General features: G+C 39.4%; 13 protein-coding genes, 1 pseudogene and 1 riboswitch. Of the genes and pseudogenes, 2 read left to right on the top strand and 12 right to left on the bottom strand.

The genetic code is table 11. From position 1 onward, the window contains the following. Positions 1 to 153: 153 nt before the first annotated feature. Positions 154 to 1,449: an MFS transporter gene (locus tag CEQ21_RS21520; protein ID WP_185766271.1), complete on the top strand. Its 1,296-nt coding sequence runs from the start codon at positions 154 to 156 to the stop codon at positions 1,447 to 1,449. Positions 1,450 to 1,535: 86 nt separating this feature from the next. Here the strand turns inward: CEQ21_RS21520 and CEQ21_RS21515 are convergent, their stop codons facing one another. From CEQ21_RS21515 to CEQ21_RS21505, 3 genes are all read right to left on the bottom strand, one after another. After that, on the bottom strand, positions 1,536 to 3,410 hold the full coding sequence (locus CEQ21_RS21515) for a PTS fructose transporter subunit IIABC (RefSeq protein ID WP_185766270.1): 1,875 nt from the start codon (positions 3,408 to 3,410) through the stop codon (positions 1,536 to 1,538). Between the two features lie 79 nt (positions 3,411 to 3,489). Next, positions 3,490 to 4,395, bottom strand: a complete 906-nt coding sequence (pfkB, locus tag CEQ21_RS21510) for a 1-phosphofructokinase (protein ID WP_185766269.1) — start codon at positions 4,393 to 4,395, stop codon at positions 3,490 to 3,492. Then, the gene (locus CEQ21_RS21505; RefSeq protein WP_185766268.1) at positions 4,392 to 5,144 is read right to left on the bottom strand and encodes a DeoR/GlpR family DNA-binding transcription regulator; all 753 of its coding nucleotides are present in this window, start codon (positions 5,142 to 5,144) and stop codon (positions 4,392 to 4,394) included. Before CEQ21_RS21505 ends, pfkB begins: the two co-directional genes overlap by 4 nt. 275 nt (positions 5,145 to 5,419) lie before the next feature. Between CEQ21_RS21505 and CEQ21_RS21500 the strand changes: the two genes are divergently transcribed. Beyond that, positions 5,420 to 5,770: a hypothetical protein gene (locus CEQ21_RS21500; protein WP_185766267.1), complete on the top strand. Its 351-nt coding sequence runs from the start codon at positions 5,420 to 5,422 to the stop codon at positions 5,768 to 5,770. 200 nt (positions 5,771 to 5,970) lie between these two features. Here CEQ21_RS21500 and CEQ21_RS21495 read toward each other — a convergent pair whose 3' ends face one another. The 9 genes and pseudogenes from CEQ21_RS21495 to CEQ21_RS21455 all read right to left on the bottom strand — a co-directional run bounded on the left by CEQ21_RS21495 (position 5,971) and on the right by CEQ21_RS21455 (position 13,654). Continuing rightward, positions 5,971 to 6,528 carry a GNAT family N-acetyltransferase gene (locus CEQ21_RS21495; RefSeq protein ID WP_185766266.1) on the bottom strand — a complete coding sequence of 186 codons (558 nt, stop codon included), beginning with the start codon at positions 6,526 to 6,528 and terminating at the stop codon, positions 5,971 to 5,973. 35 nt (positions 6,529 to 6,563) lie between these two features. Next, positions 6,564 to 7,292, bottom strand: coding sequence for an exonuclease domain-containing protein (locus CEQ21_RS21490; protein ID WP_185766265.1), 729 nt, complete (start codon positions 7,290 to 7,292; stop codon positions 6,564 to 6,566). A 1-nt stretch (position 7,293) separates the two neighbouring features. Then, complete coding sequence (locus CEQ21_RS21485) at positions 7,294 to 8,277, bottom strand: DUF294 nucleotidyltransferase-like domain-containing protein (RefSeq protein ID WP_185766264.1); 984 nt, start codon at positions 8,275 to 8,277, stop codon at positions 7,294 to 7,296. A 108-nt stretch (positions 8,278 to 8,385) separates the two neighbouring features. Beyond that, positions 8,386 to 9,651, bottom strand: a complete 1,266-nt coding sequence (locus CEQ21_RS21480; RefSeq protein ID WP_185766263.1) for an ammonium transporter — start codon at positions 9,649 to 9,651, stop codon at positions 8,386 to 8,388. A 328-nt stretch (positions 9,652 to 9,979) separates the two neighbouring features. Continuing rightward, positions 9,980 to 10,060, bottom strand: a pseudogene (locus CEQ21_RS27430) (YjcZ family sporulation protein); the annotation flags it as partial. Between the two features lie 187 nt (positions 10,061 to 10,247). Then, positions 10,248 to 10,907: a thiamine phosphate synthase gene (gene thiE / locus CEQ21_RS21470; protein ID WP_185766262.1), complete on the bottom strand. Its 660-nt coding sequence runs from the start codon at positions 10,905 to 10,907 to the stop codon at positions 10,248 to 10,250. Between the two features lie 15 nt (positions 10,908 to 10,922). Then, positions 10,923 to 11,732 (bottom strand): bifunctional hydroxymethylpyrimidine kinase/phosphomethylpyrimidine kinase, encoded by an 810-nt coding sequence (gene thiD / locus CEQ21_RS21465; RefSeq protein ID WP_185766261.1) that lies wholly within the window; start codon positions 11,730 to 11,732, stop codon positions 10,923 to 10,925. Between the two features lies 1 nt (position 11,733). Beyond that, a complete protein-coding gene (gene thiM, locus CEQ21_RS21460; RefSeq protein ID WP_185766260.1) occupies positions 11,734 to 12,561 on the bottom strand; it encodes a hydroxyethylthiazole kinase in 828 nt (275 codons plus the stop codon). 147 nt (positions 12,562 to 12,708) lie between these two features. Continuing rightward, positions 12,709 to 12,816: riboswitch (TPP riboswitch) on the bottom strand. 49 nt (positions 12,817 to 12,865) lie between these two features. Then, a complete protein-coding gene (locus tag CEQ21_RS21455; protein WP_185766259.1) occupies positions 12,866 to 13,654 on the bottom strand; it encodes a TIGR03943 family putative permease subunit in 789 nt (262 codons plus the stop codon). Positions 13,655 to 13,677 lie beyond the last annotated feature (23 nt).

The following is a 13,677-nucleotide window of genomic DNA, read 5'->3' as shown; positions in this document are numbered from 1 at the left end:
CCTTTATACTTTTTTATCCTTTTATTATACCGTTATTTATTACTTAGCGAATAGGATTAATTTCTGCTTATTTCCTAAAAATCTCAGTGTAATTGCTAATGTTCACGTACATATTATTACTAGTCAGCACTATTTAAATCAAGGAGAATTTAAATGGATCACATAAATGAGGAAAAAGGCTTTTTCAGTTTTAGTGATGAACAGGATAAAAAGGAGAAAACAAAAAAAGGCACTGCCGATAAAAGCAACAAAATAAAGGTAACAAAAATGTCTATTTTGTCTATTTCTTCTATCCCCTTAGTGATGACACTTGGCAATAGTATGCTGATACCTGTTTTGCCGAACATTGAGCGTCAGCTTGGCATATCATCCTTTAAGGTGAGTATGATCATTACCGTATACAGTATTTTGGCGATATTGCTGATACCTGTAGCTGGATATCTGTCAGACCATATCGGCAGAAAAAAAGTCATAATCCCAAGCTTAATCATCGCCGGAATTGGTGGTGTGATATGTGGATTTGCTGCATGGAAAATACAGAACTCTTATTGGATTATCCTTGCAGGCAGGGCCTTGCAAGGGATAGGGGCAGCAGGCGCATTTCCAATTGTATTGCCTTTAGTTGGGGATATGTTCAAAAAAGAAGAAGAAATCAGCAGTACATTAGGTATTATTGAAACGGCCAACACGCTTGGTAAGGTGCTCAGCCCTGTTCTTGGGGCGGTTATTGCCGGGATTGTTTGGTTCATGCCGTTTTGGGCAATTCCAGTTTTTTGTCTGATTTCCATTCTTCTTATTATAATCTTTGTTAAGGTGCCTGGTGGACCTAGCGAACCTCCTCCATTCAGGGTATTTATTCAACATACAAAAAAAGTGATGAAAAAAGACAAAAAATGGCTGTATGCTATTTTTTTCATTGGTGTCATTATCATGTTTGTCCTTTTTGCAGAGCAGTTTTACCTATCAGACATATTAGAAAAAAAATATCATATAAAAAACTTAAAAAAAGGGATGTACTTGGCTATTCCACTTGGAGCCTTATGCCTGACTTCCTTTATAACAGGTAAAAAGATTAAAAAGGATCAAAATTTGATGAAATGGATTACCTTTACTGGGATTGTATTTATCATAATCGGAACTATTGCTCTGAGCTTTAATGATAATCTTTGGTATATCATTGGGGTATTAACCATATCTGGGATTGGGATTGGAGCAAGTCTGCCACCATTGGATGCTTTAATAACCGAGGGAATTGAAAAGGAAGAACGAGGGACCATAACAAGTCTTTACAGCTCGATGAGGTTCATTGGTGTTGCAGCAGGACCGCCAATAATGGCCGTGTTAAGCAAGGAAATTCCAAGCATGCAATTTTATATTTTGGCAGCTGTTGCAGCCATTGCAGCATTAGCTGTACTTTTTCGTATAAAAGCAAAAGGAAATGCCCATTAATACCGGCACTCCTTTTGCTTTAATAGTGTTACGATAACAAAAAAGAGGATCTGCATCATGTTAGCAGACCCTCTTTTCTTCTATCATTATTTCTTTTCTGTAACAGGTTTTTTCAAAATACCTAGTAAAAATGCTGCTACAACTGCACCGATTACTACTGCAAGCAAGTAAAGCAACCAGTTGCCATCCACAAGACCGAATACGAAAATACCGCCGTGTGGTGCTCTTAAACCGATATGGAAGAACATAGACAATCCGCCTGTAATTGCTGCTCCGATTGCAACAGATGGAATAACACGAAGTGGATCAGCTGCTGCAAATGGAATCGCACCTTCTGTAATAAAGGAAAGACCCATAATGTAGTTTGTTGTTCCAGCATCTTTTTCTTGCTTTGTAAATTTATTTCTGAATAGTGTTGTTGCTAATGCGATTGCAAGCGGTGGAACCATACCACCTGCCATGATTGCTGCCATCGGCTCAAATACACCGTTAGCGATTAAACCTGTACCGAAAACATAAGCAGATTTATTAATTGGACCACCCATGTCAATTGCCATCATGGCACCAAGGATAATTCCAAGCAGTACTGCGTTAGCTGTGCCAAGACCTGATAACCAGTTTGTTATACCTGTATTAAGCGCCCCGACTGGACCAATTACAACATAATTCATGATTAAACCTGTAACTAAAATACCTAGTAACGGGAATAGCAGAATAGTTTTAATACCTTCTAATGATCTTGGTAAACCTGAAAGTGCTTTTTTAATCCCAATAACAACGTAACCTGCAAGGAAACCTGCGATCAAGCCACCTAAGAAGCCTGCTCCGCCATTTGCTGCCATAAGACCTGCAACCATACCTGGTGCAAATCCTGGACGATCGGCAATGCTCATTGCGATGAATCCAGCAAGAACTGGTACTAGTAAGCTGAATGCGTTGTCTCCACCGATTAGCTTCAAGACTGCTGCAAAAGCATTATAACTTGGATCATCTGGATTGGATGAATTATACCCGAACATGAAGCTGATAGCAATTAAGATACCACCGCCGACAACAAATGGGAGCATGTTAGAAACACCGTTCATTAGGTGCTTATAAATGCCTGCTCCGCCTTTTTTGCTGCTTTCTTCATCAGCATTGGCACCATTTCCGCCTTGGTATACAGGTGCTTCTTGCTTAAGAGCTTTGTCAATCAGCTCAGCTGGTCTTCTAATTCCGTCAGCAACTGGTGTTTCAATGACATGCTTTCCTTTAAAGCGCTCCATTTGAACTTTTGTATCTGCTGCAACAATAACGGCTGTAGCGTTTTCAATTTCCTCAGCTGTTAATACGTTTTTCGCTCCGCCTGAACCATTTGTTTCTACTTTAATGTCGACACCTAGTTCTGCTGCTTTAGATTTTAATGAATCTGCTGCCATATACGTATGAGCAATTCCTGTCGGACATGCTGTTACAGCAACAATGAAATTCTTTTTATCTGCAATGTTTTGCTCTTCTTCTTCCTCTTCCTCGTCGTAGCTGTCAATGATGTTAACAACATCCTGTTCTGTCGCTGCAGCAAGTAGTTTTGCTCTCACTTCTTCCTTCAACAGGATTGTGGAAAGTCTTGATAATGCCTCAAGATGTGTATTATTTGCACCATCTGGAGCTGCGATCATAAAGAATAAATGAGCTGGCTGACCGTCAAGTGATTCATAGTCGAGTCCATCTACAGACCGGCCAAATGCGATAGCTGGGTTTTTAACTGCACTAGTTTTCGCATGAGGAATCGCAATTCCTTCACCAATTCCTGTTGTGCTTTGCTCTTCTCTTTTTAAGATTGCTGCTTTATATTCCTCTTTGTTAGCAAGTTTTCCTGCTGCATCCAATTTTGCTACTAATTGATCAATCGCTTCGATTTTCTGTGTTCCTTCTATATTCAAAAGGATTGTATCGCGCGTCAGCAATTCTGTGATTCTCATCTGTAACGCCCCTTTTTCTAATTTTTTTAATGGCGGTGCTTATGCTCCATTATTGTTACATAAGCACCCGGGTTTGTTGTTACTTCAATACAACCTGCGGGAGCAGGCTTTCCACTTTCTCTTTCGTGCAAAGGCCGATCGAGAATGCTGTGGCACTGCCAGATGCAATGCTGTATCTAAATGCTTCCTTCAAGTCTTGTGTTTCATTATATTTTGCGAGGAAACCAGCTACCATGCTGTCCCCTGCTCCGACAGAGCTTTTCACTTCTCCTTTTGGAACAGTGCTAATGATTGTTTCATGCTGATTAATAAACACAGCACCATCACCTGCAAGGGAAACAATCACGTTTTGGGCACCAAGCTCAAGCAGTTTCTTCCCATATGGAATTACATCTTCCGCACTTGTAATCGTTGTATTAAATAAATCTCCAAGCTCATGGTGATTTGGCTTAATTAAAAACGGACTGTAGGGAAGAACCTTTTGCAAAAGCTCGCCTTCAGCATCAACCACAAAGGAAACCTTATTTTCTGAACAAATTTTCACAAGCTCTTCATATGTGTTAGCTGGCAGTGTTGATGGAATACTTCCTGCTAGCACTAAGAGATCTTCTGAATTCAGCTTGCTGATTTTCTCTTGCAGCTCTGCTAATTTCTCTGCAGAGATAACTGGACCTGCTGCATTCAGCTCTGTTTCATCTGCAGCTTTTACCTTAACATTAATTCTTGTATCTTCTTCTACTTCAACGAAATCCGTATGGATTGCTTCTTGCTTCAACTGATCCTTGATATAATCGCCAGTGAATCCACCGACAAAACCAAGTGCCTTGCTTTCCACACCCATCCTTTGCAGAACCTTGGAAACATTAATGCCTTTTCCGCCTGCAAACTTGCTTGTATGCTCGGTTCTGTTCAATTCTCCTAAATTCACTACACTAAGTTCTATGATATAGTCAACAGATGGGTTCAATGTCAACGTATAAATCATGATGTCACAACCTTTATACTAGTTTTTTTGCTGTACATACTTAAAGTTTCTCCATCATTTTCATTTGTAATAATGGAGGCTTCGTGAATATCAGCAATCTTTGAAAAATATACTTCAGAAAACTTACTGTCATCAGCCAGAAAAAAGGCTTCCCTCGAAAGATCAATTGCCTTACTTTTGACCATTGCTTCTTCCTGGTCAGGAGTCGTATACCCAAATTCAGGGTGAACTCCGTTCGCGCCCATGAAGCATTTATCAAAACGGTAATGACTTAGACTCAGAAGGGCACCTCTTCCAACAAGTGCATTCGTTCTTTCCTTAACATATCCGCCTATCAAGTATGTTTGAATATTGGAAGCAATAAGCTCCTTCATATGCATCAGACCATTTGTAACGACGACAATGTTTTTATCTTTTAAGAACGGTATCATTTCCGTAACAGTAGAGCCGGCATCCAAATAGATGCTCTCCCCTTCTTCGACAAGATTCGCAGCGAAGGCAGCGATTGTTTTCTTCTCATGAAGGTTTTTGGCTGATTTTTCATCCATGCTTGGTTCATTCATTTTCCCTTGAAGCCGGGCTGCTCCCCCGTGAACTCTTTTAAGGAATCCCTCTTGCTCCAATTGGGTCAAGTCTCTTCTGATTGTGCTTTCGGAAGTTTCCGTCGCATCAACTAAATCCTGTATTTTAACAATGTTTTGTTGTTTTAATAAGTGCAAAATTAGTGAATGTCTTTCAGGTGTTAACAACTTCCCACAACCTTTCTATTCATAACTTGGGTTTGTTGTCTATAGGTTAATAATACTGTAACCGATTTCAGATTTCAAGCATTTTCTTTCAAAAACATTCAAAAAAAATCATATATTGATAGTTTTTGAATGTTTTACTAACTTTATAAAAATTTTAATTTTTTCGCCTAATTCATCGAAGTGTGTCGAAATGCGTAATGCAGATTGCGTCACTCGACATTTTCTCCTATAATTAATAACAGAATTCAACAAATTTCTTAAAAAAGGACCAATGTATGAACAAACTTTCTTATTATTATTTAGAATTTATAAAAATCCTTGCAACAATCGTCATTCTTTTTGCTTTATTTGGGACAATAAATGATGTAATTATTCAGTTGATTAGCGGAACATCTTTTCCCGATGCGTCGATGTTCCAAGGCAAAAGCTACTTGCTGTTACTTTTCATCGCCCAATTTATTGGTTTTTCGATTATCACACTAGTTTTATATGTGAATATAATCGCTTCAGTCGGCTTTGGCCTTAAGAAGGAGCGACGAAAATTCCCAAAATCCTGGGTTAACAAACTGATAACGATTGCACTCCTACTCATATTTGCCTTTTATATTGTGCTTCTGTTTTCATAAATAAATGCTTGTCTTTGTATTTTATTAACAAATAATTGCATGATAGAAACGATTATGATAGTATAAAAAACAATATATAGATGGTTGTTTTAACAACACATCTATATATTGTAATAATCCTTCTCAATATTTAATTACTTACCGCTTCAAAGGAAGCGGCTTTTTTATTTTTAAAAAACAAAAACGGGACAGATGTTTTTCTAAACAAGCTCTGTCCCGTTATTATTTATATACTCTTCCTTCGTTATAGCATAATATAGACTTGTAACATCCATTCCACCAAAAACCTCCAGCTTTTCTTGCTTTGTAAGCTTATATGAAAAGCCGCATTTTTCCTGAACTCGTTTTGATCTTTCGTTAAAATCGAAATGACCGCACCAAATGATATCTGCCTCCAAATTTAGAAAAGCATGTTCTAAAATAAGCTGGACTGCTTCTGGAGTAATCCCCTGTCCCCAATAGGACGGATGCAGCGCAAAGCCAATTTCCAGCTCTTTTTTGAAGGAATTTTTGCTGTAATCTGATTTATGCCGATGAAGACCAATACTGCCAATCACCTTATTCTCACCAAGCAGATAAATTGCATATACTTCCTTTTTCATTAAAAACATCTGGATAATTTTCTTGCTTTCTTCTACGGTTTTATGGGGCATCCAGCCTGCGTTTGGACCGACTTCCTCCTTACTGGCATAATCAAAAAGATCGTCAGCATCCTCCAAACTCCAGCTTCTTAACAGCAATCTGTCGCTTTTTAGCATTGCTTTCCACTCTTTTCTAAAATTAGTTTGCCCGCTTATCTTCTTGCGAGCCTTTCATAAATATCCTGCAATGTAACGCAACCAAGCTTCTGTGCTTTTTCTAAGTACCGCGTCCAAAGCAAAGCAGTCAGCCTTGCATCTCCAAGGGCATGATGTCGATTTTCTGCAGGTATATCGTTTGTGGCGCACCAATCCTCCAAGCTGACGATTGTTTTGTGCGGCTCGACAATTTTGAAAAGAAAGGCTGTATCAACAATACGATGCTTGAACGGTGTTTTAAATTGCTTCCAGCAGGCGGATTGCATAAAGTTCTTTTCATGGGAGGAATGATGGGCAACAAGCGTATCATTTTTCGCAAACTCAAAAAAGCGAATAAGTGCCTCAGATAACAACGGCGCTTGTTCTGTATCTTCTTTATATATTCCTGTTAATGCAGAGATTTCTTCTGAAATAGGTCCATTATGCTGCACCAATGTGTAAAATTCTTCATCTGTAATCACACATCCCCTTACCTTGACTGCACCTATCGAGATAATTTGATCTCCCTTATCTGGAAAAAAACCAGTCGTTTCAATATCAAAAACTACTGTTTCGATATTCTCAAGGGTTAGCTGAGACGCAAGCTCAACCTTGACATCTTTCTGCAGCTGTCTCATAAACGCAAGCTGCTGTGAGTTCATTAATCCTGTTCCTTGATTAAGGACATTTGCATTCATTTTGCCATATAAATCTCTCATATATTGAAAAAAAGACTCTACTCCCACATTAACACCCTTTTTCAATTAGCCTTTTCACTTGCTGGTACAACTTTATGCCTTTTCTGAGCAAATACTTTACTTCCATTCTTTCCTCTTTTGTTAGCTTATTAATATTTAGGAAGTGGACATCACTATAATCAGCAGCATCCTTAAAGGAGGACATTCGAATACAAAGGATACGCCGGAAACAGCTGTCATATTCCTTCATAAGACCCTCATATTTCTCAAGCTTCCTTAACATTGCAATCCTTTCTAATGTTGAGGTTGCAGTAATTCCTTCCTTTATAGAAAGGAGTCTTATCGAATTAACATAAGGCAAATACATCGTGTTTTTAAAATGAAGTGAGCCTCTATGCGCGCCTGTGCGCTCCACAAAAAACTGCCCAAAAATGCCAACACCCTTTTTTATGCGCATGATATTATTCAAAAAACGGGTTAATAAAGACGGATAATTGTGTCGATATTGATGAATTAAATCTCTGAGCTCATGAACGAACTCCTCATTGCCGATAAGGCCTCTGCTGTCATAAAAAATCTGCAAATAACGAATAGATTCCCAATTTTCTCGTTCCATCCATTTTTCTATTTGCCCTTTCCAGCCAATAGAGGATTTACACCATACTGAGTTACTGCTCATTACATTGCCTTCACAATAAGGATAACCAACACTGTTCAAGCCATCACTTACAACAGACCCAAGTGCAAGAAAGTATTCTTGAACAATAGGATCATCGTTTTCAAAGATCACCCCATGATCTTGATCACTTATAATTCCCTGCTCTTTTCTGCCAGCACTTCCTGTCACGAACCAGACGAACTTACATGGTGGGTCGCCATGTTTTTGTGTAAACTCATCAAATACGACAGAAAATACTTGCTTCATAATAAAGTCATGCTTGTCGTTTAAAGATTCATTTGTTAAATCGTGTACTTGACTATAATTTTCTTTTTCTGTTTTCAACTCTAATAATTTTCCATTATATGAGCACATTCACGCACTTCCTTGCACATATATAGTTATTTATATATTATCATATTCTTCTTTATAGAAGGCAGAAGCCTCACTTATAAAAAGTGAGGCTTCCATTACCATCTTTGTTTACACGCTTTTTGTTTCATCCTTCGGCAAGAACACTTCTGGATATCCGTATGTTCCATGCTCACTGATGTCAAGACCCATGATTTCTTCTTCTTCTGTCACGCGAAGGCCACTTACCTTTTTAATGACATAAAGAATAACGAAGCTGACAACGAATGCGAACAATGCACATGTTACAACACCTAACGCCTGAACACCCAATTGGTGGAATCCTCCGCCGTAGAATAAACCTGGCTGACCAACAGTAGCCAATTCTTTAGTTGCGAACAAACCGTTAGACAAAGTTCCCCAAACACCTGCAGTACCGTGAACAGATAAAGCGAAAATCGGATCATCAATTCTTCTGTTTTCAAAGAAGCGCACACTGTAGAATACAAGAATTCCAGCAACTAAGCCGATTACTACTGCTCCCCAAGTATCAACGAACGCACATGATGCTGTAATCGCAACAAGTCCAGCTAAGGCACCATTTAGCATTGTGGTAATATCTGATTTTCCTAGAACAACCCATGAGATTAATAGAGCTGAAACTGCACCTGCTGCAGCAGCTAAGTTAGTGTTCAATGCAACGAAACCGAAGAAGCCATCTGCAACAGAAACTGTGCTTCCTGCGTTGAATCCAAACCAGCCGACCCAAAGAATAAGAACACTCAATGCTGTATACACTTGGTTATGACCGAAGATTGGATTAGCAGATCCGTCAGCATTGTATTTTCCGATACGAGGCTTAAGTAAAATCGTTGCAGCAAATGCTGCCATCGCACCAGTTAAATGTACGACCGTTGATCCTGCGAAATCCTGCTTTCCATGCTCAGCAAGCCAGCCGCCGCCCCAGATCCAATGGGCAATTACCGGATATACGATTGCAGAGAATATAACAGAGAAAATCAAGTAAACTGATAATTTAGCTCTTTCTGCAAACCCGCCAAGTGCGATTGTTAACGAAATCCCTGCAAACGCAAGCTGGAAGACGAAAAATACAGTTGTTTGTACTGCCGCATCTGGAATTTGAGCACCTGAATAGAAGAAGTCTGACATACCAACGAAGAAGTTAGCATCTCCCCCAAAAATAAAGCCATAGCCGACAGCCCAGAAAACGAGTGATGAAATTCCGAATGTAAAGATCGTTTTACCAGCAATGTGACCAGCGTTTTTCATTCTTGTGGACCCTGCTTCCAATAAGATAAATCCGCCAAGCATAAAAATAACTAAAATTGCACCAATCATCGTCCACAAGCTGTTCATTAAAAACTCTAAGTTATCCATTTAGCCATTTCCCCCTTTTGTGTAGTATTACTAACACTAAGTGTCATATAATCTAACACTTGATAAACCTTATTTTACCTGTATAAAAAATTCTGTCAATATGATTTATAAATTTAATTTTCAAAAAACTTAAATTATTTGATAACATCCGCTATTTTCCTTTATAAATAGCGATTTCTTAACAATATGTATATAGGTGATTTCTTATTCAATTGTTTTAGATTTTAAAGTTAAACAACAAGTTCGACTGCCGAAAAATTAAGTAAACGTTAACAAATCTAACATAAAAAAAGCTGACCACGTTTTGGCCAGCTTTTTCTTATTACTATTAGCAAATAAATGTTGCACCAACAATTATTAATAGTATGAACAATACAACGATCAATGCGAAGCCGCCACCATATCCGCCGCCACATCCGCCGCCGTATCCATATCCACCATGACCATATCCGTAACCGTACATAGAACATCTCCCTTTCTGATATCGTATTTGCAGCTATTTTTTTTTACTTTGCTGCTTTTACAAAATCATCATATGCTCAATCGGGCTAAATGGTTGGGTGTTTGCCTTATTTTTTTGCTAAAAACCCAAATTTTTAAGCTTCTGTATTTATGGCATCAAGAAGGCGTTGCGTATTAGCAAACGGCTGATCTGAACCACTTATTTCGGAAATAACGGCAACACCATCTCCACCTGCATGAAATACTGGTGCTGCATTAGTGGCTGTTATTCCTCCGATACCAACAATTGGAATAGCATTGCCTTGGCTCCTAACATCTGATATTAAAACAGTGCCTCTGACTTCCTTCGCATCTTTTTTTGTATCTGTGTGATAAATCGGTCCAATCCCTATATAATCAGCACCGGCACGGATTGCCACTTCTACCTCTTCAAGGCTGTGAGCGGAAACACCCAGTATTTTCGCTCCGATTTTTGCACGGACTGCTTCTGCAGACTCATCATCCTGACCGATATGAACACCATCTGCATCGAGTTCAAGCGCTAAATCAATATCATCATTAACAATAAACGGAACATTAAACTCTTTACAAAGCTGCTGAAGCCTTTTGCCGAGCTCCCTTTTTTCTTTACCGTTTAAAGCATTCTCGCCTTTTTCCCTGTATTGAAAAATAGTAATACCGCCCTTTAATGCCTCTGACAGTACTTCTTCAGGAGAAAGCTTGCTGTTATTTCTGCCCATAATAAAATAAAGCTTTAATAATTGTTTGATTTTCTCTGCTGTGTATCTCTCCAATTGACTTACCTCCGCTTATTCCTTCGATTTTCCATATTCGGCATAAGCCCAATGATTTGTCGGTCCATGCCCTTTGCCAAGATGTAAATCATGCTTTATTGCCAAATACACAAATCTTTTGGCGACTTCAAATGACTTATGGACAGGCATACCACTTGCTAATGATGCTGCCATTGCAGCTGCAAAGGTACAGCCAGTTCCGTGGGTGTTTTTTGTATTTATTCTTTTCGATTCAAGTGTAAAAAAGGTATCTCCATCATAGAGCATATCGACTAAATCATCACCCTCACCATGACCACCCTTCATAATCACGTACTTAACGCCAAGACTGTGCAGTGTTCTTGCTGCTTCCTTTTTGTCCTCCATTGTATGAATGGAGAAGCCTGTCAGCTCCTCAGCCTCTGGAATATTCGGCGTAATGACTGTTGCTAAAGGGATAAGATGCTGTTTTAGTGCAGCGACAGCTTCCCTTTGCAACAAACTTGCGCCTCCTTTCGCAATCATGACAGGGTCCACAACGACATTTTTCCATTTATACGCAATTATTTTCGCAGCAACAAGCTCAATAATATTACTGTCAAAGAGCATCCCAGTTTTTACTGCATCTGTGCCAATATCTGTTGCAACAGCATCAATCTGTTTTTCAATTGCTTCAAGTGGAATAGGATAAACCGCCTCGACTCCAAGCGTATTTTGGGCTGTCACGGCTGTTATTGCCGACATGCCGTATATACCAAGCTCCTGAAATGTTTTCAAATCTGCCTGTATCCCAGCACCGCCACCGCTGTCAGAGCCTGCTATCGTCAATGCTACATTACGTTTCATATCATTCACCAAGAGGTCCTTCGATTTTTTTGTAATGGTTTATATCCTCTTCACTTATGCTGTTAAGCTCGTCCAAGAAGGCAGCTTGAAAACTTCCCGGTCCAATAGCAGGTTTACTGTTGACTACTTTTTCAGCAGCAATGCCATAGGCCGCAAGACCTGCAACGCTTGCGCGCACAACATCGTCTTCCACGGCAATAAATGCAGCTAAGCACGACGACAACAGACAGCCTGCTCCTGTCACCTTTGTCATGATAGGGTGGCCATTTCCAACATAATAAAGCTCCTGCCCGTCTGTCACTACATCTCTTTCCCCTGTAATACACACTGGCACCCCAATTTTTTTGGCAGCATGAACAGCGATGACTGCATGATCTTCTAAGGAAGAAACAGAATCAACGCCTTTGATTTCTGCTTCCATTCCTGCCACATTTGCCACTTCTGCCGCATTTCCCCTTAATAGACTTATTTTCACTTCATTAAGGATGTGCTGAATACTTTCTGTGCGAAAGCTTGTAGCGCCAGCACCAACAGGGTCAAGGATTACAGGTGTATTGGCTGCATTTGCTGCTTTTCCTGCAATAATCATGCTTTCTACATTTTCAGCCGTTAATGTGCCGATATTTAAGACAAGCGCATCAGCTACTGTCGCCATTTCTCCAACCTCTTCTTTTGCATAAGCCATCACAGGCGATGCTCCAATTGCAAGCAGACCATTTGCTGTAAAATTCGTAACCACAACATTTGTGATATTGTGAATGAGCGGAGCTTTTTGTCTCATTTCTGTAAGAAGTCCTGCCACATCTTTTCGGTTATTTACGTTTGTCATGTTTAGTCCCTGCTTTCCATTGTATTAAAATCCAATAAAAAAAGCCTATGTTTAGAAAAATCCTCCCATACAGTCGTCTAACCTTAAGGAGGTTTTTAGCAAACAAGGCTTAAAAAAGAAAAAACACTTTCGCCTAAGCAAAGTGTCGATATAATATGTACACCTCCCTACGCTGGCATTACCCAACAGGTTCATACGGTCGATGACTCTAGCCACCCTCTCAGCCTGATTCCACAAGCTCCCGAAAAAATATTTAATTACTATTATCTTATAAGAAAGAAATCGAATTTGCAAGATTGCTAGACTAGAACATATATAAATACTCGTCCTTCGGCGGATCTGCTGTCTTCACGCTGTCCACTTGGATTGCGGGCATTACTTGTCCATCCATTTCTTGTTTAATGACGGTGCCTTTAATTTCATACCAGCCATTTGTTTTGGCCGACTGCAAGTCCCCATTAAGCATATAGCCGTATACAGATAAATCCACAATACAATGTGTCATAACATATCTTGCAATAACAGCCTCGTTTTCGGAGAAACCGTCCTCTCTATAGATAAACCCCTTTATTACGATTGATGATCCTTCCACCTCATCAAGCTTATTGTTTAGTACGTCCATTACTTGGAAATAATTATCATCTGCTACCTCTATTTGCTTATTATCATTAATGACAGCTTGAACCTCCCCGTCTGTTTGCGGACTATTTGCAAGCTCTGTTGTTTTGCCATCATGAGCAGTTAGCTTGGACAACGCTTCATCATGAAGAGAGTAATCATTTATCGAAAAAAACAGCACAAGCGGTGTTAAAAAGAAGCAATAGGTTAGCGCCAGCTTCCACGGGGGAACATTTTCATCACAAACATCACAGTCACAATCAGCGCCTTTTAAATTGCTGTTCAACAGCCGAAAGAAACCGAGCAAAAACAATACTCCCATTGAAATAAGCAAGTATGGCTCCATCTTTGGCGCAACAAAGGCAGTAATCATATTTTTCGCATAAAGCTTAAAAATCAAAAGACTAAAACCGATCATAATAATTCCTTGCATTTCATTCGAAAGCTGCCACAACGGACTCCACCGCAACCTCATTTATCTTTCCTCCTTTATGACAG

Origin of the sequence: Niallia circulans (assembly GCF_007273535.1) — a bacterium.
Taxonomy (GTDB): Bacteria; Bacillota; Bacilli; order Bacillales; family Cytobacillaceae; genus Niallia; species Niallia circulans_B.
This window is presented reverse-complemented; position numbering and strand designations above follow the sequence as displayed.

Excerpts from the sequence above, each read along its gene's own strand:
- CEQ21_RS21520 (WP_185766271.1), top strand. The coding sequence starts at position 154 with ATGGATCACATAAATGAGGAAAAAGGCTTTTTCAGTTTTAGTGATGAA.
- CEQ21_RS21515 (WP_185766270.1), bottom strand. The coding sequence starts at position 3,410 with ATGAGAATCACAGAATTGCTGACGCGCGATACAATCCTTTTGAATATA.
- pfkB (WP_185766269.1), bottom strand. The coding sequence starts at position 4,395 with ATGATTTATACGTTGACATTGAACCCATCTGTTGACTATATCATAGAA.
- CEQ21_RS21500 (WP_185766267.1), top strand. The coding sequence starts at position 5,420 with ATGAACAAACTTTCTTATTATTATTTAGAATTTATAAAAATCCTTGCA.
- CEQ21_RS21495 (WP_185766266.1), bottom strand. The coding sequence starts at position 6,528 with ATGCTAAAAAGCGACAGATTGCTGTTAAGAAGCTGGAGTTTGGAGGAT.
- CEQ21_RS21485 (WP_185766264.1), bottom strand. The coding sequence starts at position 8,277 with ATGTGCTCATATAATGGAAAATTATTAGAGTTGAAAACAGAAAAAGAA.
- CEQ21_RS21480 (WP_185766263.1), bottom strand. The coding sequence starts at position 9,651 with ATGGATAACTTAGAGTTTTTAATGAACAGCTTGTGGACGATGATTGGT.
- thiD (WP_185766261.1), bottom strand. The coding sequence starts at position 11,732 with ATGAAACGTAATGTAGCATTGACGATAGCAGGCTCTGACAGCGGTGGC.
- thiM (WP_185766260.1), bottom strand. The coding sequence starts at position 12,561 with ATGACAAACGTAAATAACCGAAAAGATGTGGCAGGACTTCTTACAGAA.
- CEQ21_RS21455 (WP_185766259.1), bottom strand. The coding sequence starts at position 13,654 with ATGAGGTTGCGGTGGAGTCCGTTGTGGCAGCTTTCGAATGAAATGCAA.